Annotated in this window: 20 protein-coding genes; 5 read left to right on the top strand and 15 right to left on the bottom strand. The window is 60.9% G+C overall.

The window, feature by feature from the left end; translation table 11 throughout:
• Positions 1–2 precede the first annotated feature (2 nt).
• The 5 genes from ACTG19_RS08550 to ACTG19_RS08530 form a co-directional block, all read right to left on the bottom strand.
• A complete protein-coding gene (locus ACTG19_RS08550) occupies positions 3–857 on the bottom strand; it encodes a lytic transglycosylase domain-containing protein (protein ID WP_113739081.1) in 855 nt (284 codons plus the stop codon).
• Between the two features lie 155 nt (positions 858–1,012).
• Entirely contained in the window at positions 1,013–1,201 is a 189-nt protein-coding gene (locus ACTG19_RS08545; RefSeq protein ID WP_113739080.1) for a hypothetical protein, read from the bottom strand.
• A gap of 204 nt (positions 1,202–1,405) precedes the next feature.
• On the bottom strand, positions 1,406–2,011 hold the full coding sequence (locus tag ACTG19_RS08540) for a DUF2076 domain-containing protein (RefSeq protein ID WP_113739079.1): 606 nt from the start codon (positions 2,009–2,011) through the stop codon (positions 1,406–1,408).
• A 110-nt stretch (positions 2,012–2,121) separates the two neighbouring features.
• A complete protein-coding gene (locus tag ACTG19_RS08535; RefSeq protein ID WP_439988976.1) occupies positions 2,122–3,090 on the bottom strand; it encodes an NAD-dependent epimerase/dehydratase family protein in 969 nt (322 codons plus the stop codon).
• A 39-nt stretch (positions 3,091–3,129) separates the two neighbouring features.
• Positions 3,130–4,509, bottom strand: a complete 1,380-nt coding sequence (locus ACTG19_RS08530; RefSeq protein ID WP_113739077.1) for a UDP-glucose dehydrogenase family protein — start codon at positions 4,507–4,509, stop codon at positions 3,130–3,132.
• Between the two features lie 243 nt (positions 4,510–4,752).
• On the opposite strand from ACTG19_RS08530, the gene ACTG19_RS08525 reads away from it, so the two are divergent.
• Positions 4,753–5,364 carry a YitT family protein gene (locus ACTG19_RS08525; RefSeq protein WP_005349421.1) on the top strand — a complete coding sequence of 204 codons (612 nt, stop codon included), beginning with the start codon at positions 4,753–4,755 and terminating at the stop codon, positions 5,362–5,364.
• A gap of 101 nt (positions 5,365–5,465) precedes the next feature.
• Here ACTG19_RS08525 and ACTG19_RS08520 read toward each other — a convergent pair whose 3' ends face one another.
• The 5 genes from ACTG19_RS08520 to ACTG19_RS08500 all read right to left on the bottom strand — a co-directional run bounded on the left by ACTG19_RS08520 (position 5,466) and on the right by ACTG19_RS08500 (position 11,744).
• On the bottom strand, positions 5,466–6,512 hold the full coding sequence (locus ACTG19_RS08520; protein ID WP_439988975.1) for an ABC transporter ATP-binding protein: 1,047 nt from the start codon (positions 6,510–6,512) through the stop codon (positions 5,466–5,468).
• Positions 6,509–7,567, bottom strand: a complete 1,059-nt coding sequence (locus tag ACTG19_RS08515; RefSeq protein WP_108542579.1) for an ABC transporter ATP-binding protein — start codon at positions 7,565–7,567, stop codon at positions 6,509–6,511. The genes ACTG19_RS08520 and ACTG19_RS08515 overlap by 4 nt, the downstream gene beginning before the upstream one ends.
• A gap of 31 nt (positions 7,568–7,598) precedes the next feature.
• Positions 7,599–9,416: an extracellular solute-binding protein gene (locus ACTG19_RS08510; protein ID WP_113739074.1), complete on the bottom strand. Its 1,818-nt coding sequence runs from the start codon at positions 9,414–9,416 to the stop codon at positions 7,599–7,601.
• 149 nt (positions 9,417–9,565) lie between these two features.
• A complete protein-coding gene (locus ACTG19_RS08505; RefSeq protein ID WP_013724081.1) occupies positions 9,566–10,609 on the bottom strand; it encodes an ABC transporter permease in 1,044 nt (347 codons plus the stop codon).
• Positions 10,610–10,718: 109 nt separating this feature from the next.
• Positions 10,719–11,744 carry an ABC transporter permease subunit gene (locus ACTG19_RS08500; RefSeq protein ID WP_439988974.1) on the bottom strand — a complete coding sequence of 342 codons (1,026 nt, stop codon included), beginning with the start codon at positions 11,742–11,744 and terminating at the stop codon, positions 10,719–10,721.
• A 527-nt stretch (positions 11,745–12,271) separates the two neighbouring features.
• Between ACTG19_RS08500 and ACTG19_RS08495 the strand changes: the two genes are divergently transcribed.
• Positions 12,272–13,192 (top strand): L,D-transpeptidase family protein, encoded by a 921-nt coding sequence (locus ACTG19_RS08495; RefSeq protein WP_042080607.1) that lies wholly within the window; start codon positions 12,272–12,274, stop codon positions 13,190–13,192.
• Positions 13,193–13,284: 92 nt separating this feature from the next.
• Here the strand turns inward: ACTG19_RS08495 and sppA are convergent, their stop codons facing one another.
• On the bottom strand, positions 13,285–15,129 hold the full coding sequence (gene sppA, locus ACTG19_RS08490; RefSeq protein ID WP_113739072.1) for a signal peptide peptidase SppA: 1,845 nt from the start codon (positions 15,127–15,129) through the stop codon (positions 13,285–13,287).
• Between the two features lie 208 nt (positions 15,130–15,337).
• Between sppA and ACTG19_RS08485 the strand changes: the two genes are divergently transcribed.
• Complete coding sequence (locus ACTG19_RS08485; RefSeq protein ID WP_201989663.1) at positions 15,338–17,365, top strand: oxidoreductase; 2,028 nt, start codon at positions 15,338–15,340, stop codon at positions 17,363–17,365.
• A gap of 114 nt (positions 17,366–17,479) precedes the next feature.
• Positions 17,480–18,028, top strand: coding sequence for an NAD(P)H nitroreductase (locus ACTG19_RS08480; protein WP_042080611.1), 549 nt, complete (start codon positions 17,480–17,482; stop codon positions 18,026–18,028).
• Between the two features lie 380 nt (positions 18,029–18,408).
• Here ACTG19_RS08480 and ACTG19_RS08475 read toward each other — a convergent pair whose 3' ends face one another.
• The 3 genes from ACTG19_RS08475 to ACTG19_RS08465 all read right to left on the bottom strand — a co-directional run bounded on the left by ACTG19_RS08475 (position 18,409) and on the right by ACTG19_RS08465 (position 21,560).
• Complete coding sequence (locus tag ACTG19_RS08475) at positions 18,409–18,963, bottom strand: sugar O-acetyltransferase (protein ID WP_439988973.1); 555 nt, start codon at positions 18,961–18,963, stop codon at positions 18,409–18,411.
• A 164-nt stretch (positions 18,964–19,127) separates the two neighbouring features.
• Entirely contained in the window at positions 19,128–20,006 is an 879-nt protein-coding gene (gene prmA, locus ACTG19_RS08470; protein WP_005338919.1) for a 50S ribosomal protein L11 methyltransferase, read from the bottom strand.
• A gap of 537 nt (positions 20,007–20,543) precedes the next feature.
• Positions 20,544–21,560 carry a zinc-binding alcohol dehydrogenase family protein gene (locus ACTG19_RS08465; protein WP_113739068.1) on the bottom strand — a complete coding sequence of 339 codons (1,017 nt, stop codon included), beginning with the start codon at positions 21,558–21,560 and terminating at the stop codon, positions 20,544–20,546.
• A gap of 100 nt (positions 21,561–21,660) precedes the next feature.
• On the opposite strand from ACTG19_RS08465, the gene ACTG19_RS08460 reads away from it, so the two are divergent.
• Positions 21,661–22,533: a LysR family transcriptional regulator gene (locus tag ACTG19_RS08460; protein WP_162628353.1), complete on the top strand. Its 873-nt coding sequence runs from the start codon at positions 21,661–21,663 to the stop codon at positions 22,531–22,533.
• Position 22,534: 1 nt separating this feature from the next.
• Here the strand turns inward: ACTG19_RS08460 and ACTG19_RS08455 are convergent, their stop codons facing one another.
• Positions 22,535–23,962 carry a PTS transporter subunit EIIC gene (locus ACTG19_RS08455; protein WP_100654445.1) on the bottom strand — a complete coding sequence of 476 codons (1,428 nt, stop codon included), beginning with the start codon at positions 23,960–23,962 and terminating at the stop codon, positions 22,535–22,537.
• Between the last annotated feature and the right edge of the window lie 57 nt (positions 23,963–24,019).

The following is a 24,019-nucleotide window of genomic DNA, read 5'->3' as shown; positions in this document are numbered from 1 at the left end:
GCTCAGGGCTGTTTGTGGCCAGCGAAGTAGAGCACCCGTTTCACATACTCCTGCGTCTCGTCATAGGGTGGGATCCCGCCATAGCGTTCCACCGCTTTTTCCCCGGCATTGTAGGCTGCCGAGATCAGTACCCAGTCGCCATCGAAGCGGCGATCCAGCCATTTGAGATAACTGACGCCGCCCTTGATGTTCTGGGCCGGATCGAATGGTCGGGTTACCCCGAACCGTTGCTGGGTTTCGGGGATCAGCTGCATCAGCCCCTGAGCATTCTTGGGTGAAACGGCGCGGCTGTTGAGATTGGATTCGGCGATGGCAATCGCCAGTACCAGCCGGGCATCCACCTTATGGTGTTTGGCGGCGTGACGGAGCATGGTGACCAACTTTTGCTTGGCGGGGGGTTGGCGGGCAACCCAGGAGTCGACATTGAAGGGGGTGGAGGGGAGCCCGGCCAGATAGCCACCCTGACCGCCACGGATCCCGATGCCGCACTGATCACCCATGGGAGCATTGCCGATGCGGGCGTTGTAGTAGCGGGCTGCCTGTCGGTTACCAAGGCGCATTGCCATGGCGAGGTAGCTGTTGGCCAGCTTTGCGCTGCGTACCGAGGCAGGGCCGGTGGCGAGCAGACGCCCGATCCGGAAGTAACCTTCGGGATTGCCGGTGCTGGCGGCTACGCAGTAGAGGGCTATCGCCTTTTGCAGATTGCCGCTGTGCTGGGCTGCCTGCCCCTGCCTGAGTGCCGTCATTGCCCTGGGGGCTTGTCTGAAATCCCTGCCCTGTGCCGTCTGCGGAATGCCCGCCAGTAGCGACGACAAAAAAAGCAGCAAAAACAGTCCGTTTTCGCTGATCTTCCCCATCGTTTATCTCCTGCTTGAGTAGAGAAGATATAGAGGAACATGGCTGCCATCGCCATGAAAGCAGTGGATCCTGTTGTTATAGCGGGGGGATTTCAGAGAGCAAAATGGTATGGAACTAACGGCATTGCGAGAGTTTCATACCATTTTTCATCGGGTTAGAAGTCGTGGTGATACTCATGCTCATCCAGGTCGGCGGGAGGAAGCGCGCGATAGAAGCTGCCAATTTCGCTGACAACCCAGAGCGAAAGCAGGATCAACATGCAGATAAGGGGAAGCAGGGTGTGGTTCTGGGTCAGGGCATAGGCCGCGATGGCGGCGCCAATCAGGAGAAGGGTTCGGATCATGAGGTGGCTCCTTGTCGTCATGGGGGTGTTGCGTGGCCACGGACAGAGCGCCTGGGGTCGGGAGTGTCTCCCGGGTGGCACGAAGCGCGCTGAGTATATCGCGTCATGCCGCTGCCGATCCGTGGTGTCATCACACTTTCCATAGTCATGGGGTTCGTATCGAGTTGAGCCCCGCCAGATGCGGGGCCAGTAATGGTTTGACGGTCAGAAGAAACCGCCGTTGTTATCGTCACTGTCGGCCCAGCCGCTACTCTGGCTATCGTCGTCGAGAAAATTACTGCCAGCATCGGGAGGTGAATCCCAGCCGTCCCAGCGTACCGGTTCCGCATCGACCGGATTGGCGATGGGCGCTGGCTCTATGATGTCGATGATCTCCTCGGGGCGGTTGTTGTGAAACAGTCCGCCGATCATATCGGCCAGCATCACGCCACCGGCCACACCGGCGGCGGTTTGCAGGGCGCCGCCCAAAAAGGAGCTGGCACGGGATGCTGGCTGGGCAGGAGCGGTTGCCGGTGGTGGCGTAAAGCGCGGGGGCGGGCTGCTTTCGCTAACAAACAGGCCGGAGAGAAAACTACCGCCGCTCGAACTGCGTTGGTTTGCCTCCAGCTCCTTGACTCGCTCGTTGAGGCGAGTAAGGGCTGCCTGCTGAATTAGCAGCGCCTGGGTCATGTAGTAGGGGGCATCGGGCAGTTCTGCCAGATGCTGGCGGATCAGCTGATCCGCTTGTGGGTCTCGCTTGCAATCCCTGGCTTGCGCTTGCTTGAGGCGGTCGAACAGTCCATCGATCAGACCCTGTTCCTGTTGTTGCATCTCAAATCCTCGCTATGGTGCGCAGACAGTGCGTTCAGCCATCCTAAAACCCGCGGGGCATCAGTGGTATCTGATTAACTCATCAATGACCGAGGGGCTACCCGCGCTCGTCAGCGGCCGGGCCGATAGTAGTCGAGATACCAGCGGACAAACTCGGCAACCCCCTGCTTGAGGGGCGTAGCGGGGCGCAGGCCGGTGAGGGTGTGTAGCGGCTCACTATCGGCCCAGGTGGCGTGCATGTCACCTGCCTGCATCGGCAGCATCCGCTTGATGGCGGGTTTGTCGATGGCCTCCTCCAGCGCCTCGATAAAATCGAGCAGCCGTACTGGCTGGCCGTTGCCAATATTGAGGATGCGGTAGGGGGCGGCACTCTCGGTCGCGCTCTGCTCGCTGGCGTGCCAATCGGAATTGGGGCGGGGCGGCTGGTCGGCCACGGCGAGGATCCCCGTGACGATGTCATCTATGTAGGTGAAGTCGCGGCTGAGATCGCCGTGGTTATAGACGTCGATAGGCTCTCCCGCGAGGATGGCGCGGGTGAACTTGATGATGGCCATGTCGGGGCGGCCCCAGGGGCCGTAGACGGTAAAGAAGCGCAGCCCTGTGGTGGGCAGGCCATAGAGCGCCGAGTAGGCGTGGGCCATCAGCTCGCCACTCTTCTTGGTGGCGGCGTAGAGGGAGACCGGGTGATCCACCTGCTGCGCGGTGGAGTAGGGCATCTGATCCCCCATGCCATAGACCGAGCTGGAGGAGGCGTAGATGAGGTGTTCGATCCCGTGGTGACGACACCCCTCCAGCACCGTCAGCATACCGGTGAGGTTGCTGTCGGCATAGGCGAACGGATTGTCGATGGAGTAGCGCACCCCCGCCTGCGCCCCCAGATGGATCACCCGCTCGAAGCGATGGTGGGCAAAGAGAGCCGCCATCGCCTCGCGATCCGCCAGATCCAGCCGCTCGAAGCGAAAATGGGGGAAACTGGCCAGTTGGGCCAGCCGTGCCTCTTTCAGACTCACCTCGTAGTAGTCGTTGAGGTTGTCGATCCCCACCACCTGATGGCCTGCCGCACAGAGCTGGCTGGCCACATGAAAGCCGATAAAACCGGCGACGCCGGTGACCAGATATCATGGTTGAATCTCCGGGTTGCAGCTGGTGTTGGCAGGCTGCTTTTTGGCGGGAAGATGTGGCCGCCCGATGGCGTGATAGTCAAGCCCGAGCTCGCAGAGCTGGCGGGGGTCATAGAGGTTGCGACCATCGATGATGACGGGCTGGTTGAGCAGGGCCTTTAGCTGCTGGAAATCGGGGGCGCGAAACGCCTGCCACTCGGTGCAGATGAGCAGGGCATCGGCCCCTTCCAGTGCCGCCTCCTGAGTCGGGCAGAGCAGCAGATCCGGCCGCTGGCCGTAGAGCTGGTGGGCGCGCTCCATCGCCTTGGGATCAAAGGCCTGCACCCGGCCACCGGCTGCCCAGATGGCGGCCAGCAGCGGGCGGCTCGGCGCATCGCGCATATCGTCGGTGCCGGGTTTGAACGCCAGCCCCCACAGGGCGAAGGTGCGGCCGCGCAGATCCGGCCCGAAGCGGGTCAGCAGGGTTTGCGCCATCTTCTGTTGCTGGCGCTGGTTGACCTGCTCTACCGCCGCTAAAAGCGGGGCATCGCAGCCGACACTCGCCGCGGTATGACGCAACGACTTGATATCTTTGGGGAAGCAGGAGCCGCCGTAGCCGCAGCCCGGGTAGATAAAGTGGTAACCGATGCGGGGATCTGCCCCCATCCCCTGGCGTACTGCCTCGATATCGGCACCCAGCTGCTCGGCGAGGGCAGCCATCTCGTTCATAAAGGAGATCTTGGTGGCCAGCATGGCGTTGGCGGCGTATTTGGTGAGCTCTGCGCTGCGCAGATCCATCACCACGATCCGGTCGTGATTACGGTTGAAGGGGGCGTAGAGGGTGCGCAACTGCTCAAGCGCCCGCTCGCTGTCACAGCCGATGATGATGCGGTCCGGCCGCATGCAGTCGTTGACCGCAGCTCCCTCCTTGAGAAACTCGGGATTGGCCGCCACCTCGCAGGCGAGGGGCAGCCCACGCACGGCCAACTGCTGCTCAATGTGTTCTCTTACTTGCTGCGCCGTGCCGACCGGCACAGTGCTTTTGGTCACCACCAGCTTGGGGCTGTTCATCAGTCGGCCTATGGTGTCGGCCACCGCCAGCACATGTTGCAGATCGGCCGAGCCATCCTCGTCAGCCGGGGTGCCCACGGCGATCAGCAGCAGGTCGGCGTGTGCCACGGCAATGGCGGGATTGGCCGTAAAATTCAGGCGGCCGCTGGCCAGATGGCTCTCGACCAGCGGGGCCAGCCCCGGCTCATAGAAGGGGATCTGCCCCAGCCTGAGGGCGGCGATCCGCTCGTCATCCACATCCACGCAGCAGACCTGATGGCCCACCTCGGCCAGAACGGCGGCCTGCACCAGCCCGACATAGCCTGTGCCAAAAATGGTGACCTTCATGAAAAGTGCCTCGTGCTGTGAATGGGGGGATGGCGTGCTTAAACCGCGGCATGCTGCATCTTGGTGCAGCGGGTGTCAATGCCAGATGACAGGCACCAGAATGGGGCGTTCAGCCTGACTGTTGTGATCCTTTTCACAAAAAATAGACTGGACCCCATAACGAAGCCCTGTGGACAGGGCTCGCAGCCCGCCCGCAACGGCAGGCGACAGACACTCTCTCTTTACTTCGCTTGGATACAGGTTATGGACAACACCTCGATTCGCACTGCTCATCCTATTTATGAGGATGTGCTGGCCCTGCTGACGGCGGCCGGCTTTGTTTCCCTCGGCATCTTTCTGTTTCATCAGGTTGGCCTGCTCACCGGCGGGACTGCCGGGCTGGCGCTGTTGTTGCAAAAGGTGACCGGCATCAGCTTCGGCCTGCTGTTTTTCGGCATCAACCTGCCCTTCTATGCGCTGGCATGGCTGCGGATGGGGCCACGTTTTACCTTCAACACCTTCGTCTCGGTGGCGGCGGTCTCCTACATGACCGATCACCTCAACGGGGTGTTGCAGATCGGAAAGATAGAGCCCCTCTATGCGGCGCTGATCGGCGGTACCCTGATTGGCATGGGGCTGCTCATCATGTTCCGTCACAAGTCGAGTCTGGGGGGCTTCAACATTCTGGCGCTCTTTATTCAGGATCGCTTTGGCATTCGGGCGGGCAAGCTGCAGATGGGGCTCGATTGTGCCATTGTTGTCGCCTCGTTTTTCGTGGTGCAGCCCTGGATCCTGGCGCTCTCCATCGTGGCGGCAGTTATCTGTAATCTGGTGTTGACACTCAACCACAAGCCGGGCCGTTACCAGATTGCCTGACAAGCGGCAGCCGTGGCTCGATATTGCAAGAGTGACCCGATAGCACGAGGCGGCCTGATGGCCGCCTCGTCTGTTTCTACCCTGGGGTTTGTTCGCTGCGCCTAGCTCGCCTGCTCCAGCCTGCTGTCGCCGCTCATGGCGTTGCTACTGATGGCGCTGCCGCTGATAGCGTGACCACCGACGGCGAGCGGGGTGTGGCAGGCCACCTGATGATGGGCCTCATCACACGCCTCAAGCTTGGGCGCCTTGCTTTTGCACAACTCGGTCGCATGGGGGCAGCGCTGGTGGAAGTGGCAGCCGCTCGGCGGCGAGATGGGGGAGGGCACATCGCCGGTCAGCAGAATGCGCTGGCTGCGCCTGCGCGGGTCCGGTACCGGAATGGCAGAGATCAGCGCCTGGGTGTAAGGGTGGCGCGGCGCCAGATAGAGCGACTGGGCATCCGCCAGTTCGACGATCCGTCCCAGATACATCACCGCGATGCGATCCGAGATGTGTTTGACCACCGACAGATCGTGGGCGATGAAGATGATGGAGAGGTTCATCTCCCGCTGCAGGCTGAGCAGCAGGTTGACGATCTGGGACTGCACCGAGACATCGAGGGCCGAGACCGCCTCGTCGCACACCAGCAGCTTGGGCTTGAGGGCGATGGCGCGGGCGATGCCGATCCGCTGGCGCTGACCGCCGGAAAACTCGTGGGGGTAGCGATCCACTGCGCTGCCCGGCAGGCCCACTTTTGCCAGCAGCTCTTGCACCCAGCCGCGGCGCTGCTCAGTGTTGCCTTTACCGTGGATGATAAAGGGCTCCTCCAAAATTTGGCCCACGGTGTGGCGGCTGTTGAGGGATTCTGCAGGATCCTGAAATACCATCTGCATCTCCTGGCGCAGGGAGCGCATCTCCTTCGGACTGAGGGCGGTGATGTCGCGCCCCTCGAAGGTGATGGTGCCTGCGGTCGGCTCGAACAGCTTGAGCAGGCTGCGCCCGAGTGTGGACTTGCCGCAGCCCGACTCACCCACCAGCCCCAGCGTCTCCCCCTGCTTGAGATCGAAGCTGATGCCATCCACCGCATGAACCGTATATTGCTTGCGCAGGAAGCCGCCCCCCAGCCGGAAGTGCTGTTTCAGATCCCTGACCGATAACAGAGTGCTCATACGGTCAACTCCTTCCAGTAGTGACAGGCGACATGGTGGCGCAGATTTAACTGCTCCACCGCCGGAATGGCGCTGATGCAGAGATCGGTCGCATGGGGGCAGCGGTTGGAGAAGCGGCAGCCAGCGGGCATTTCGTGCAGGGCCGGTACCTGTCCCTTGATGGTCTTGAGCAGGCTCTTGGGCTCATCCTCGAGCCGCGGGATCGAGCTCATCAAGCCGTGGGTATAGGGGTGACGGGGGTGGTCAAACAGCTCGAACACATCGGCCTGCTCTACCGCGCGGCCGGCGTACATCACCACCACTTCGTCGCACAGCTCAGCTACTACCCCCAGATCGTGGGTGATAAAGATGATGGCCATCCCGGTCTGGGCCTGAAGCTCTTTCATCAGTTCGAGGATCTGGGCCTGAATGGTGACATCCAGCGCCGTGGTCGGCTCGTCGCAGATAAGCAGGTCCGGCTCGCAGGAGAGCGCCATGGCGATCATCACTCGCTGGCGCATGCCGCCGGAGAGGTTGTGGGGATAGACCGCAAAGCGCTGGGCCGGTTCCGGGATCCCCACCTTCTGCAGCATGGCGATGGCCGCGGCTTTACGCTGTGCCTTGTCATACTCGGGGCGATGGAGGCGAAACACCTCCATCAGTTGCTCCCCCACCGTCTGCACCGGGTTGAGGGCCGTCATCGGCTCCTGAAAGATCATCGAGATGCGGTTGCCGCGCACCTTGTACATCTGATCCGGCGCAAGTGACAGCAGCTCCTCCCCCTGAAAGCGGATGGAACCGGCGACCACTTGGCCATGGGGCTTGGGCAGCAGCCCCATGATGGCGAGTGAAGTGACACTCTTGCCACAGCCGGACTCGCCGACGATCCCCAGCGTCTGGCCCGGGGCCACCTTGAAGCTGACCCCGTCGAGCACCTTGATCTTGCCGTCATCGACGGCGAACTCCACCTCGAGATCGCGTACTTCGAGGATTGGGGCCTGGTGCTGGCCGTTATCAGCGGCGAACTCCCCCCCGTTATCCGGTACGTCAAGAATGGGGGCCTGAGTGTTGGGCATAACGGCTGCTCCCTTCGCAATGGCCTGAATATCAATGACGTGCATAGGTCTTGTCGAGCAGGTTGATGGGCGCCAGCGCCTCCCCTGCCTCCTTGGCGTTGCGGCTCTCTTCCTTCACCTTGGGATCGAGCCAGAGCAGACCGCCACTACTGTGAGGATAACCGTCCATCGGCCAGTAGAGCAGATCCGGCGTGTTCTTGGTGGCAGGCACCTCCGGCAGCATCACATAACGCCAGCTGCTGGCCCGCACATAGTTGAGCTGCACCCCGGGCACGAAGATGGCGAGGTCATAGATGCGCTGCTGGATCTGCTGGGAGAGCTTGGCCCGTTTGGCCATGTCGAATTCGACGTTGTAGGCATCGATCAGCGCGTCCAGCTCCTTGTCCGCTACGTTGAACAGGTTGTTGGTCTGCGGTTTGTTGGCGTTGGCGGAGTGGAAAAACTCCCAATATTGCGGATAGAGACCGCCGCCGCCCCAACCGAGCCAGGCCGCTTCGTGTTTCTTCTCCAGCATCACCTTGAAGCCGGTGGCCCCATCCACCAGATTGAGCTCCAGATCCAGACCCGCCTTCTTGGCCTCCTCTTTCAGCACGGTCAGGCGCTTGGAGTGCTCCTGACTGGTGTAGGTGAGTGCCAGCGTCAGCCGCTCCCCCTTCTCATTTTGCAGGATGCCGTCCGGCCCCGGCTTGTTGTAGCCGCCCTTGGCAAAGTACTCCCGCGCCTTGCCAATGTCATAAGCCCGCTGTGGCAGCGTGATGTCAGTGAACGCGCCAAAGCCCGAGTCAAAGGTGGTGGCTCTGTCATAGTCGCCGCGCAGCACGGTTTTAATCATCTTGTCGATGTTGAAGGCGTGCTGGATGCCGAGCCGCACGTTCACGTCCGCCAGCTTGGGGTTGGCCACATTGAGGTGAACCCCCTGTCCGCCCTGTTTGGTATCGGTCATGGCCATCACTTTCTGCACGTAGCCTTTTTTGTACTCCGGGGTGACCGCTTTTTCATGCCACCAGTTGGGCAGGATCATCTCGAAGGTATCGATCTCCCCTTTCAGGAAGTGGCGGAAGGCGATGTTGTGGTCGCGGATCACTTGCACCTTGATGGTGTCGATGTTGAATCTGTGCTGGTTGTAGCGATCGTCTTTTGCCCACCAATCCTTCTGCTTTCTGAAGGTGACCGACTTGCCCTTCTTGACGTTGCTGATCACGTAGGGGCCTGTGGTGGGCACCACGGCCCAGTTGTACTGCTTCACCCAGTTGGGGGTCAGCTTGTAGTAGTGCTTGGGCTGGGGCCACAGCTCGGTGGTGTTGAGCAGGTCCATCTTGGCCTTGCGGTTGCCCGCTTTGACCATAATGGTGTGATCATCGATCTTCTCTACCGCGACCACTTCAGTGGTGTAGTAGTTGTTGAACCAGGGCCCCTTGATGTGCTTGGAGCGCATCATCTCGTAGCCGAAGGTGTAGTCGTCTGCATTGACCGGCTTGCCATCCGACCATTTGGCGCGGGGATCCAGCTTGAAGTAGACGGTCTGGCTGTCTGGCGCGATGGCCCAGTGGGTCGCCAGCGAGGGAATGGGGTTGCCGGTATTGGGGTGGAAGCTGATGAGCCGCAGCTGGTTATCGAGAATAAAGGAGCGGAACGAACCGTTGGAGTCCGGCCCCACGGTGCGAAACGTCAGCGGAAAGCTGTCCACAAACATATTGAGGCTGCCGCCCGGCAGCGCCTTGGGGGAGGCGAACACCGGATCCGTGTCGTTGGTCTCCCATTTGAGATCCGCGGGCAGGCTGGCCGCCCAGACCCAGGATCCGTTTACCAGCACAAAGAGAGCACCTATCCATTTGATTTTATTTTTCATGTTTGACTTCCAGGTCTGGCCCCTGCACTGGGGGTCTTGATTGATAACGGGATTATCCCTTGCTCCCGGGACCGCCGATGGCGGCGGCCCGTCCTTCATTAATCACTGTTCGTTATCCGGCGCCTGCCGATGCGCTGGCATCGTCTGGCTTATTGGTAACGGGTAAATTTGCGCGGATCGAACGCCTCGCGGATCGCCTCACCGATAAAGGAGACCATGATCAGCACCAGACTCACCGCTGCCACCACTGAGCTGACGATCCAGATGGCATCCAGATTGTTGATGCCCTGGGAGAGCAGCTCCCCCCAGCTCGGGGTCGGCGGTGCCAGCCCGAAGCCCAGATAGTCGAGTGCTGTCAGGGTGGAGATATTGCCCACCACGGCGAACGGCGCCAGAGTGACGATCATCATCAGGGTGTTGGGCAGGATGTGGTTGAAGATGATCCGCCCGGTGGTCGCCCCTTGTGCCCGCGCCGCCATCACATAGTCCCGTGCCCGCTCCTTGTAGGTGAGGGTGCGCATATACCAGGTGATCCCCATCCAGCCGAACAGCACGTTGATGGCGACAAACAGGCCAAAGTTGGGCTTGGCCAGCGACACCAGGATCATGATGACGTAGAGAAACGGCACCTGGGACCAGATCTCGATAAAGCGTTGCAGAATGAGGTCAAAGCGGCCGCCGAGAAAGCCCATCAGGCAGCCGATGGTGACCCCGATTGCATAACTGGCCGCCAGCGCGATAAAGGCAAAGCCGATGGCGATGCGAAAGCCGTAAACCAGCCGAGCCAGCACGTCGCGGCCGCTGGTGTCGGTGCCGAGGAAGTGGCGCTCGGCCGCGCTGGGGGCGTAGGGCGGGTAGGCATCCTCCTTGAAATCCTGCTCGTAGGGGTTCCAGGGTACCGGCGGCAGCAGCACCCAGTCGCCCTGGCCCTCTGCGGCAAACTTGGCCTTGAGCTGGCGGTAGTTGGTTTCGTACTCGTAATCGAGCCCGAACTGCTGGCCGGGGATCACATCGCCATAGGTGGGGAAGTGCAACTGTCCCTGATAGCTCACCATCAGTGCCCGGCTGTTGACCAGCAGCTCCGCCAGCAGGGAGAGCAGCACCAGGGTGGTGAAGATGATGAAGGAGTAGTAACCGCGCTTGATCGACTTGAAGCGCTTGAGTTTTTTCAAGGTAACCGGATTGAGCTTCATGGTCAGTCTCCAAACCGCACGCGGGGGTCAACAGAGGGTGCAACACAGATATCGGAGACGATATGGCGTGATATCAGCATCGGCATGGCAATAGAGGTCTGGTTCATGGTCAATCTCCAAACCGTACGCGCGGATCAACCAGGGCCACGCAGATATCGGAGACGATATTGCCAATCAGCATCAGCATGGAGGTGATGGCCAGAATGCCCATGACGGTGGGGTAATCCCGCTCGACGATCGCCTCGTAACCGAGCAGGCCGATGCCGTCGATGTTGAAGATGGTCTCGATGAGGAAGGAGCCGCCAAAGAAAACGGTGAGCACAGACCCCAGGTGACTGGCGATGGGGATCAGGCTGTTGCGCATGGCATGGTCGGTGACCGCCTTGCGAAACGGCAACCCCTTGGCCACCGCAGTACGCACATAATCGGCCGACAGGTTCTCCATCAGGCTGTTTTTCATGGTCATGGTGAGGATGGCGAAATCGCCGATGGCGTAGGCGATAAGCGGCAGCAGGGCGTGGGCAAAGACGGTGCGGATCTGATCCCAGCTGCTCTCCATGTATTCAAAGTCGTCCCCCGGAAAACCACCCATCGGCAGCCACTCCAGATGGAAGGCGAAGACGGTGATGAGGAAGATCCCCACCACGTAGGCTGGCAGGGCATAGGCCATGTAGATAAGCATGGAGCTTAACGAGTCGAAGCGGCTGTTGTGCCTGAGCGCCTTCGCCACACCTAGCGGAATGGAGACCGCATAGCTCAGCAGAAAGGTCGCCAGCCCGAAGAAGGCGGTGACGGGGAGTCGCTCCTTGATGAGATCCCACACCGGCTCGTAGTAGCGGGTCGATTCGCCCAGATCCATCACCGCCAGCTTCTGCAGCCACTCCCAGTAGGCGACCAGCATGGGCTTGTCGAGGCCATAGAAGGCCTTGAGCTCCTCGATCTGTTCATCGGAGAGGGCCTGTGCCCCCTTGCTGCCACTGGAGCGGCCGGATTCATTCTGGGAAACCTGGGCTTGCAGCAGCATGCGTTCGACCGGTCCACCCGGCACGAAACGGGTGATGCTGAAGACGAGCAGGGTGATACCGAGAAACGTCGGGATGATCAAAAGCATCCGGCGTAGGAAATACGACAGCATGGTGGAACCTCGTCCTTGTGTTGTTCTGTTGCAGCTAGTCACATCCGGTGTATGGCACGCATCGTGCTGCTGATTATTGGTAAACATAAGCCCAAACTAGATCAATCAAATAATCATGGTTGGAAGGGTAACGTGCCATCTTTCACGCCAATTAAGCTGCCACCGTCAGCATTGGCTTGTTTCCCCGGATGCGACAAACGTTTTAGCTAGGGCTGCAACCGTGACACAAGGTGGCGCTGCGCTGTGGTTGACGGGGGCTTGGGTGGCTCGCTGACTGGCGGGCAGTGCCATTCATCTTTCACTCAGCTGCGACTTGCCAGTGTGGCTTTTGCCCTGTTGATAAGCGTCACATCGAAAACGGCTACTTTTAACAAGAAAAGCAACATATGGAAGTTGAAATTTTGGCCGACTCAGGAAAGAATGCGCGCTCGGTTATTGGCGTCGTGGGGCAGGTTGACCCGCCACCGGCAGACCGAGGATGAGACGGCCCCCGGCCCATTTGGTACAGGAAACCACACAGGAATTTTATGAATCCCCTTCGCACTGCCGCTTCGGCCCTTTTATGCACACTTGCGCTGGTCAGCCAGCAGGCTGCCGCCGTCGAGTACCGTCTGCCTGCGGCCAATAGCCGCCTGATCGGTGAAAACCAGGAATACGTGGTGCCTGCGGACAACCGTCCGCTGGAGCAGATCGCTGCTGACTTCCAGCTGGGTCTGACCAACATCATGGAAGCCAACCCGGGCGTTGATCCCTATCTGCCGAAAGCGGGTAGCACTCTGATCATCCCTCATCAGCTGATCCTGCCCAACGCGCCCCGCGAAGGGATCGTCATCAACGTTGCCGAGATGCGTCTCTACTACTACCCGAAAGGGAAGAACGTGGTGGAAGTGCTGCCCATCGGCATCGGTCAGCTGGGGGTCAACACCCCGGAGAATTGGATCACCAAGGTAGAGCGCAAGCGCGCCAACCCGACCTGGACCCCGACCGAGAACATCCGTCGTCGCTATGCCGCCCAGGGCAAGACTCTGCCGGCAGTATGGCCAGCCGGTCCGGATAACCCCATGGGTCTGCACGCCCTCTATATCGGCAACCTCTATGCCATCCACGGCACCAACGCCACCTTCGGTATCGGTCTGCGGGTGAGCAGCGGTTGCGTGCGTTTGCGCGCTGACGACATCAAGTATCTGTTCGACAACGTGCCGGTCGGCACCCGCGTCCAGTTCGTCAACCAGCCGGTCAAGACCACGGTCGAGCCGGATGGCGGTCGCTACATGGAAGTACACGAGCCGCTGTCGCGCACCGAGGAGGAGTTCAACTCCACCGCCTCCGTGCCGCTCCCGATGACACCGGCCATCACCCGCTTCATCGCTCACGCCGAGTCTGACTCCAACGTGGTCAAGCAGGTGCTGGAACAGCGTACCGGTATGCCGACCCGCCTCAATCCCTGATTGAGCAAGTTGGCGGTGCCGCGCGCACTGGCTGAATAAAGAAAACGGCGACCAGATGGTCGCCGTTTTTTATGGGGAGAGTCACCGCTTGCTCACTGCACGCAGACCGGGCAGAAGGCGTAGGTGCCTTGCGGATCGTTGAAGCGGGTGAGCGGGTCGAGACTGCGGTTCACTTCCACCAATGCCTTGCCAAATCCTGCCGGCAGCCAGCTTTGCAACTGGGGGGCCAGCACTTGGGCACTGCTGTCAAACAGCTGGCGCAGGAACTTGTCCTTGGTGGACTCCTCCTGCTCGATGGGGGTGACCTGCCACTCCTTGAGGTTGGCGAGGTCGGCGGCGGCCTTGATGGCGTCATCCAGATTGCCGAACTCGTCCACCAGCCCCAGGGCCTTGGCATCTTCGCCGGTCCAGACTCGCCCTTCGGCCGCTTTCTCGGCCTCTTCCGGGCTCAGACCACGGCCCTTGCTGACCAGACCGATGAAGCGCTGGTAGGTATCTTCCACGCTCAGCTGGATTGCCTGACCGACGTGATCCGGCAGGGCGCGGGTCGGGCCGACGCCAACGTAATCTGTGGTGCCGACCCCGTCGGTATGCACCCCGAACTGGGCCAACGCCTTGTCGATGGTGGCAAACATGCCGAACACCCCGATGGAACCGGTGAGGGTGGTCGGGGAGGCGAAGATCTTGTCCGCATCGGCGGAGATCCAGTAGCCACCGGATGCGGCATAGCTGCCCATGGAGACCACTACCGGCTTGCCAGCCTGTTTCAGTGCCAGCAGCTCGGCGCGGATCTGCTCGGCGGCGAAGGCGCTGCCGCCGGGGCTGTCGACCCGCAGGACCACGGCTTTAACCTTGTCATCGCGACGGGCATCGGCCAGCAGGTCGGAGAGGCTGTCGCCGCCGATGGTGCCGGCAGGCTGGACGCCATCCATGATGGCGCCGCTTGCGACCACCAGACCCACCTCATCCTTGCCGCTCTGGGGATATTGTTCCGGAATGGCAGCCAGATACTCTTTCAGGCCGACCCCTTTCCAGCCGTGGTCGTCCGCTTCACCCACCTCTTTAATGACCGCCTGGGTCATCTCGTCGCGGGTAGCCAGCTGATCCACCAGCCCGTTGTCGAGGGCGTAGTTGGCGGCATTGCCACCGGCCTTGCGCAGCAGCTCGAGGAAGCGATCCTTGCCCGGCGCGACCGCATCGGGTTCGATCTCCCGCTGCTCGGCTACGTCAGCCACATAGGATTGCCACAGCTGATCCAGCCAGCGCTGGTTCGCCTCCTTGCTCTCGGGGGACATCTCGTCGCGGGTATAGGGCTCGACGAAGGATTTGTAGGTGCCGACCTTGAATACGTGCGGGGTGATGTTGAGCTTCTCCAGCGCCGACTTGAAGTAGGTCTGGTAGACACCGAGCCCCTCGATCACCACGGCGCCGCTCTGGTTGAGCAGCACGTGATCGGCGTGGGCCGCCAGCAGGTATTGCCCCTGAGTGTAAAAGTCAGCCATGGCGATCACCGGTTTGCCGCTCTCCTTGAACTGGTCGATGGCGCTCGCCACCTCCTGCAGTTTGGTGAAGTTTGCTCCCTGCAGCCCTTGTGGCTTGATCACCAACGCCTTGATGCGCTCGTCATCCTTGGCACTCTTGATGGCCCATAGCAGGTCGGAGAGAACGATCTCGCTCGGCTGCTCGTCGCTGCTGTCCATCTGGCGCAGCAGTTGTACGGTGGGATCTGTCTGGGAGCGTTGCTCCACCAGCACGCCGTTGAGATTGAGGGTCAGCGCCCCTTCGATGGGCGCCTTGGGGGCCTCTTTCTGGCTGATGCTGAAGACGATGACCAGCACTACGATGAGAAACAGCAGATTGACCAGCATCAGCCGGGTGAAATTGAGCAGGCGCCACAGGCTGCGGAACAACCAACCCAGACCTTTGAAAATAGACATAGTCGCGTTATCGCCCTGTTAATGGGTAGAGAAGAGCCATTATTAACCAGTTGCGGGCGAAATTGCCATTTCCGACTGGCGGATCCCGCCTATCTTCGTTCAGGGCACGGCTGTTCGCTGAAAAATTGTCCAAACATTTGTTTGAAAAAGAATTTTCGATTCTTTACTCTAGCCTCAGTTTGATAACAAAAAATTAACTGGAGGCATCGTGAGCCGCTATCCGACCCTGCTGACCCCGCTCGACCTTGGTTTTACCCAGCTGCGCAACCGTGTGTTGATGGGCTCCATGCATACCGGCCTCGAAGAGGAGAAGGGCGGTTTTGACAAGCTGGCCGCCTTTTATGCTGAGCGCGCCCGTGGTGGTGTTGGCCTTATCGTCACCGGCGGCATTGCCCCCAATCTGCGCGGTCGGCTGGTGCCTCACGGCTCCCAGCTGAGCTTTCCCTGGCAGGTGAGCAAGCACAAGAAGGTGACCAGCGCCGTGCATCAGGAGGGGGGCAAGATAGCGCTGCAGATCCTCCATGCCGGTCGTTACGCCTATCATCCGTTCAGTCTGGCGCCGAGCGCCCTCAAGGCCCCCATCTCCCCGTTCAAACCGCGCGCCATGAGCGAGCGGCAGATCCGCGGCACCATTCGCGACTTCGCGGCTACAGCTGCGCTTGCCAAGGCGGCCGGTTATGACGGCGTCGAGGTGATGGGCTCGGAAGGCTATCTCATCAACCAGTTCATTTGCGAGCGCACCAACAAGCGCACCGATGGCTGGGGCGGCAGCAGTGAAAACCGGATGCGCTTCCCGGTGGCGATTGTCCGCGCCATCCGCGAGCGGGTCGGCACCGACTTCATCATTATCTTCCGCCTCTCCATGCTGGATCTGGTGGAGCAGGGCTCGACCCTGGAAGAGGTGATCGCCCTTGGCAAAGCGCTGGAAGCGGTGGGGGTGACCCTCATCAACACCGGCATCGGTTGGCACGAAGCGCGTATTCCCACCATCGCCACCAGCGTGCCACGCGGCGCCTTCAGCTGGGTCACTGCAGAGCTGAAAAAACACCTCAAGGTGCCCCTCATTACCACCAACCGGATCAACACCCCCGAGGTGGCCGAACGCATTCTGGCGGGTGGCGAGGCGGATATGGTCTCCATGGCGCGCCCTTTCCTGGCGGATCCCGAGTTTGTCATCAAGGCGGCTGAGAACCGGGCGGACGAGATCAACACCTGCATCGCCTGCAACCAGGCCTGCCTTGACCATGTGTTCAAGCAGAAGCGCGCCTCTTGTCTGGTCAATCCCCGCGCCTGTTTCGAGACCGAGCTGACCTTTGGCCGCGTGCCCCAGCCCAAGAAGCTGGCGGTGGTGGGGGCGGGCCCGGCCGGGCTGGCGTTTGCCTGCTACGCTGCCGAGCGCGGTCATCAGGTGAGCCTGTTCGATCAGGCCAGCGAAATCGGCGGCCAGTTCAACTTCGCCAAGCAGATCCCGGGTAAGGAGGAGTTTCACGAGACTCTGCGCTATTTCGCCAAACGGCTGGAGAAGTGCGGTGTCGAGCTTTACCTTGGTCAGCGCCAGAGTGCCGAGAGCCTGCTCGGCGGCGGTTTTGACGAGGTGATCCTCGCTACCGGTATTCGTCCGCGCACCCCCAATATCCCGGGGATCGAGCATCCTAAGGTATTGAACTACCTCGATGTATTGCGGGATCACAAACCGGTCGGCCAGAAGGTGGCGGTGATCGGTGCAGGCGGCATCGGTTTCGATGTGGCTGAATATCTAGTTGAGAAAAAGGTGGAGACGGATGCCGATGGGCACCGTGATCACTGGCTCAAGGAGTGGGGCATCGACAAACAGCTTGGCGAGCGCGGTGGCCTCACGGCTCCTGAAATCGACGCCCCCGAGCGCCAGATCTGGCTGCTCCAGCGCAAGGAGAGCAAGGTGGGTGACGGCCTTGGCAAGACCACCGGCTGGATCCACCGTACCGTGCTCAAGAACCGCAAGGTGCAGATGCTCTCCGGGGTGCAATATCTGGGGATCGATGACGAGGGTTTGCACATTCAGGTGGGCGAGAGCAAGCAGTGTCTGCCGGTGGATCAGGTGATAGTCTGCGCCGGGCAGGAGCCCCTCAAGGAGCTGCAGGCCGGGTTGCAAGCGGCAGGCAAGCCGGTGCATATCATCGGCGGAGCCGACGTGGCTGCCGAGCTGGATGCCAAGCGCGCCATCCGGCAAGGGGCCGAGCTGGCTGCGATCATCTAGCCAACTGTGCCCTCTTGTCCTTTATAGTGCGATAAACCCCTGAGCCTCAGGGGTTTTCTTCATTCGGTGCTGTGCTAAGGTAGCGCCATCATTGCCCCAGAGAAGGAATTGCCCATGGATGCCCTCACCCTGTTGCTCAATCGCCACTCCTGTGGCCGTCTCGCCGATCCCGCCCCGAGCGGTGAGGTGCTCGACAATATCCTCAAGGCGGGCCTGCGCGCGCCGGATCACGGCACCCTGACTCCCTGGCAGTTCATTCTGTTTGAAGGAGAGGGGCGCGAGCGGCTGGGCAAGCTGCTGGCCGAGGCGGCCCGTGCCCGTGGCGAAGATGAAGAGAGCATCAAGAAGTGCAGCGAAGCCCCGCTGCGGGCGCCCTTGATCGTCGCAGTGGCAACCCGTTATCAGGATCACCCCAAGGTGCCGAAACTGGAGCAGGAGCTCTCTGCCGGTTGTGCCCTGATGGCGATGCAGATGGCGGCGCAGGCACAGGGCTTCAACGGTATCTGGCGCTCCGGCTGGTTTATCTTCGATGAGCAGATCAACAAGGGACTGGGGCTGGCGGCAGAGGATCAGCTGGTGGGTTTCCTCTACCTCGGTACCCCCATGCTGGAAGCGCGTAAACTGCGCGAGCTGCCGCTCGATGAGTTTGTCCGCCGTTTCTGACTTTTCGGCCACGTTGCGGTTGAGAGAAGCAAAGCCTCGAGAAATCGGGGCTTTTCTGTTTAACCGTGAATAGTAACCAGAGAAATTGGGGAAAATAAATGGCTCAAAGAGGCTTCGCACGCCATAGCAGGTAATTATTTAAATAGTGCGATGTACCTCGCAATCCTGTTGTATTTCACTATGTAAAACGTTTGCGCATTCGCTAATATCTCCCTGCCAGTTTAGAAGGGCACTCCTTCTAATTTTTCTGCGATGAGAGTCGCAATTCCGTAGCACCTTTTAACAGCCCAACGTCTTCGTGACATTGGGCTTTATTTTTTATGGGGTGTCGGGGCGGCGGTGCGCTGATGGCGGCATCGGCTCACGCCCGGTTGGCTACCTTATGCCATGTTTTTGGCTGGCAGGATCTGGGCTGGATTGCCGACTACCCGAGCTCCGGCCGGTACATCTTTGGTGACTACTGCGCCCGCGCCGACGATCGCCTCCCGCCCTATGGTGACGCCGGGCAGCAAGATGGCGCAGCCCCCAATCCAGACCTTGTCTTCAATGGTGACCGGCAGCGCCGTCTCTGTTCCCTGAATCCGTTCGTCGGCCTCCAGCGCATGGGCTGCGGTATAGATCTGCACGTTTGGCCCAATCATCACATGGGCGCCGATGCGAATCGGGGCATTGTCCAGCAGGGTGGCCCCCATGTTGATGTAGCTGCGCTCGCCAAGGTGGATGTGGCGGCCATAGGTGCAGTAGAGGGGCGGGCAGATAAAGGCGTTTTCTGCCAGTTCGCCAATCAGCTCCGCCAGTAGTGCCCGCTGCTCTGCCTCCTCTTCCGCCTGATTGAAACGGCGATAGCGCTGGGCCGCCTCCCGGCGCAACTGGGCCAGCTCGGGTGCCATGCAGTTGTACGGTTGGCTGCTGATCATCTTCTGGTATTCGCTCATGGCAGGGCCTCAATAATGTGGAAGAACGATGTTAATCCCTCATTGGCTAGAGAAGCGTGAACCGTCCCCCAGAGTAGGAAAGGGGGGAGAAACAACAAGAGCACCCGCGGGTGCTCTTGTTTAATAAAGATGCTGACTTGCCGCCTTGAGAGCGGGAGCTATGTTTAGCCGTGCTTGCGGCCGGAGAGGCGGCACCACTCCTCCTTGACGGCGGTCGGGTCCATCTCGAACCACTGGCCGTAGATAGTTTCCAGCTCCGGGGCCTGACTTTCCAGCACGCCGGAGAGGGCCATCAGGCTGCCCGCTTTGCCGTGGCCGGCGATCAGCGGAGCCAGTTCGCGCAGCGGGCCGGCCAGGATGTTGGCGACCACTACGTCCGCTTCGACGTCTTGTGGCTGGTCGGCTGGCAGATAGAGCTCAATCTGGTCGGCGACGCCGTTGCGCGCGGCGTTGTCGCGGCTGGCCTGAATGGCCTGCGGGTCGATGTCGATGCCGATGACGCGGGCGGCACCCAGTTTCAGGGCGGCGATGCCGAGAATGCCGGAGCCGCAACCAAAATCGACCACGGTTTTACCGGTCAGATCCAGCCCGTCCAGCCACTGCAGGCAAAGTGCCGTGGTGGGGTGGGTACCGGTACCGAAGGCCAGGCCCGGATCCAGCATGACGTTGACCGCATCGGGATTCGGCACGTCGCGCCAGCTCGGGCAGATCCAGAGGCGCTCGCCAAACTGCATGGGGTGGAAGTGATCCATCCACTCGCGCACCCAATCCTTGTCTTCCAGCTGCTCGACCTTGTAGCCGACATTTTCGCCGAAGATCTGCTGGAAGAAGGCGATGGTGGGAGCCGGATCGGTTTCGGCATCGAACAGACCCATCACTTCGGTCTCGCCCCAGAGCGGGGTTTCACCGGGCATGGGTTCGTAGACGGGCACATCCTTGGCATCCATAAAGGTCACAGCCTGGGCTCCACGCCCCAGCAGCATGTTGCTCACCTTGTCTGCGGTCTTGGCAGTGGCGTTGATTCGAATTTGTATCCAGGGCATGGCGTCGACTCTTCATAAATGTGAAACCGCGAGATTCTACCATCATGGGGCAGTGCTGTCGTGGTTTGCCCATGACGTGGAGGGATACGGGGGCTTTTGCCGGATTGGCACGGTTCCTGTATTGCACTATGCAGGCGAAGACGACCGGTTTTCGCTGAACGCTTTGCTCAAGTTCCGTCATCTTTCACTGCCACCCTCGGGTGGCATTTTTTTATCTGCACTTGTTTGCCTAGTAAACAGTCTGCCAGACAAAAAAAGAGCAAGGTTGGCACCTTGCTCAAGGACGGGCTAGCGCCGTTTTGGCGCATTCATGCTGCTGTTGGCACGCCAGATGCAAAGACTAATATGTCCTGCATAAGGATATGTGTGTGATTGTTACCCCAATGTTCAGGTATTCAGGCCATTTCTCGCGAAATGGCCTCTTTTTTGGCTGATTGTCGGACGTTGGCCTGCCACAGGCAGTCATGAGTGCCGCTGGTTGTGCCCGTTTGGGGCATCTCCTTGGTGAACTTATCCCATCATGGTGCGTTTGAAGGCTTAGTTGGCAAAGCCGCTCATGTCGATCACCAGCTTGCCTACCATGCGGCCTGCTTCCACCTCGGCATGGGCCTGAGCCAGCGTGACCGGGGTCAGTGACGGGATGGTTCTGGTCAGGGTGGTCTGCAATACCCCTTCATCGACCAGTACCGCCACCCGGCCGAGCAGGCGGTGCTGCTCGATCATGTCCGGCGTCTGGAACAGGGAGCGGGTGAACATGAACTCCTGGCTGAAGGTGACGCTCTTGCTCTTGAGCAGGGAGAGATCCCACGGCTCGCTCGATTCGGCGATGGTGCAGATATGGCCAAACGGGCGGATCAGCCCTGCCATGGTGGCCCAGTGCTCGGCGGTGGCGTTGGTGCAGAAGATGGCATCGACCTGAGTGATGCCAAGGGCGGTCAGCTCCTCCTGCAACTTGTGATGGTTCACGACCTGATGGGCGCCCATCTCGAGGCACCACTCGCGGCTCTCGGGGCGGGAGGCGGTCGCAATCACCTCCATACCGGTGAGTTGGCGGGCCAGCTGGATGGCGATGGAGCCAACGCCACCGGCGCCGCCGATGATCAGCAGTTTGCCACTGCTCTCGCGGGCGAGGGCAAAGCGCTCGAACAGGGTCTCCCAGGCGGTGATGGCGGTGAGCGGCAGGGCGGCGGCCTCCACATCGCTCAAGCTGGTGGGGGCGATGGCGGCGATGCGCTCATCCACCAGTTGCAGGGCGCTGTTGCTGCCCGGGCGGCTGATATCACCGGCATACCAGACCCGGTCGCCCGTCTTGAACAGGGTGACTTCGCTGCCGGTGGCGATCACTTCCCCCACCGCATCCCAGCCGAGTACCCGGGGCGAGCTTTCAATTTTGGCCTTGGGGGAACGCACCTTGGTATCCACCGGATTGACGGAGGTGGCGGTGACCCGCACCAGCAGATCCCGCGGACCCGGAACCGGATCGGGCAGGTTGGCGGCGATGAAGCAGTCGGGGTGGTCGCTTGGCAGATAGTGAGTCAGGGCAATGGCTTTCATGGTTTTTCCTTTCAAATCGCTGTGTTCGGGATTGCCACTCACTCTAGTCTGGTTGATTATCAAGATTAAGATGGGTAATCGGTAAAGACTGTTTGAATATATGAACAATGTCGATCTGGAGTTGATGGGGCTGTTTGCCACCGTGGTGGAGCAGGGGAGCTTTACCCGGGCCGCCGAGCTGCTTGGTATGCCCAAGTCGTCGGTGAGCCAGAAGATCTCGCGGCTCGAATCCCAGCTCGGGGTGCGGCTGTTGCAGCGCACCACCCGCAGGTTGAGCCTGACCCCGCAGGGGGAGCTCTATGTGGAGCACTGTCAGGGGCTGCTGGCACTGGCCCGCAGTGCCAATCTGGCGATGGCACGGCTGCGCTCGGCCCCGGCGGGGCGGGTGCGGATCACCGCCCCCGAGGCGACCGGTACTCTATTGCTTGGCCGGATCCTCGCCGAGTTTCGCGCCCTCTATCCCGAGGTGGTGCTGGAACTGACCCTGAGCGATGAACAGCTCGATCTGGTGGGGGAAGGTTATGATTTGGCGCTGCGGGCGGCGCCGCTGAAAGACTCCAGCCTCATCTGTCGGCGTATCGGTGAGGTGGCGCGCCATCTGGTGGCGGCGCCCGCCTATCTGGCTGCCCACGGCATGCCGCAACAGCTGAGCGAGCTGGGTCGTTATGCCTGTCTGGTGCACTCGGCCATGCCGGTGTGGCCATTGCAGGACGGTGGCTGGCGGCCGCAGGGGGCCTGTGTCAGCAACAGCTTGCTGGCGCTGCGGGAGATGGCGCTTCATGACGGGGGGATTGCCCTGTTGCCCCACCATGTCTGTGAAGGGGATTTGGCGGCGGGGTGGCTGCAGAAGGTGTTGCCGGATCAGCCCATTCCGGCCAACCCGTTTTACCTTATCTATCCGAGTCGGGAGTATCTGGCCCCCGCTCTGCGCACCCTGATGGATTTCGTGGCCGAGCGGTTGCCGTTTGCCTGAGTTACCAGCTGCTCTGGCTGGCCGACTCCTGATTGGGTTTGAGGCCGAGGGGGACCGACTGGCGCTCCGCCAGCATGCGGATCTGCCCTTCAATCAGGCTGGCGCTGGGGCCCAGCACCAGCACCAGCTGGTGGTCGTTGAGCTGGATCCAGGAGAGGCAGCCCAGGCCGAGCAGGCGAGATTCATCCACCAGTGAAATATCGCGCACCCGCAGGCTGAGGCGGGTGATACAGACACTCATCGCCACCAGATTGTCCATCCCGCCCAGCACCTTGAGGTACTGGATCGCCAGCATCTGCGGGTCGGAGGGGGCAACGCTGGCAAGGCGCGGATGCTCCACCGCGATGGGCTTGCTCGGCATGCTGAGGGGCGCACGCTCCAGCAGTTGGTAAAAGAGCAGGGTGTAGGCGACGAAAAACAGGATACCGACCGGGATGAGCCAGAAGCTGTGCTCCCCTGCCTGATAGCTCAGCACCAGATCCAGCAGACCGGCGGAGAAGTAACTGCCCACCTTGATCCCCAGCCCGCTACAGACAGCGAGCGATAGCCCGGTCAACAGGGCGTGGGCGAGAAACAGCCAAGGGGCAGTAAAGGCGAACAGAAACTCGATGGGCTCTGTGATACCCACCAGTGCCGAGGTGAGCGCCAGGGTCAGCAGCAGCCCGCCCTGTGGCAGCCGCTGCATCCGCTGGCGGTGCAGCCAGATGGCAAAACAGGCGCCCGGCAGGCCGAACATGATGATGGGGTAGAGACCGGCCACATACCCTTCATGAAGGGGTTGGGCGGTGGCCAGCGCCTGCAGGTTGCTCTCGCCAAGGCCGATGACGCTGCCCAATACCTGATGGAGCCCGAGCGGGATCAGCAGCCGGTTGAGGGTGCCGTAGCAGAAGGCGCCAAACGGCGTGGTAAGCAGCTCGGAGGTGAGCAGGGTCAGCCCGCGCTCCAGCGGCGGCCACAGCAGCGAGAGGGGGATGGCGATCAGCAGGCAGGCCAAGGCCGACACCAGCAGGCTGGGAAACTCCCCCTTGGCGATCTGCAGCCAGCGGGGCAGTGTTTGTTGGTGAACCCAGGGGTAGATGATGGCAGTGGTGAGCCCCGCCAGCAGACCGCAGATCATGTCGGCGTGCAGGTTGGGGGCCAGCGTATTGAAAGCGGTGCTGAGCAGCAGGAAGTTGACCGCACCCGCTAATGTCTGTCCGCCCAGCTCTTGCCGACTCAGGCCAAAGGCGATCGCCACCGCATAGATAAGCGGCATCTGGCTGAAGATCGCCTGACCGGTGAGGGAGAGCACCGCCAAATCGAGCACGTCGGGTTGACCAAGCCGGTATATCAGCGCCGCCATCGGCAGGATGGAGACGGGCAGCAGCAGGGCATAACCGAGCCGCTGCAGGGCTTGAGTAACGACTTGTCGAGTGGCTTTAACGGGCATACAGCGGCTACGTTCTGTGACTTGGCGCACAGTTTAACCGGAAAACACCTATTTGGG

This window comes from Aeromonas sp. 3P (assembly GCF_051919745.1).
Classification (GTDB): Bacteria; Pseudomonadota; Gammaproteobacteria; order Enterobacterales; family Aeromonadaceae; genus Aeromonas; species Aeromonas veronii.
Note: the sequence above shows the minus strand (reverse complement) of the source record. Positions and strands in the feature narration are given on the sequence as shown.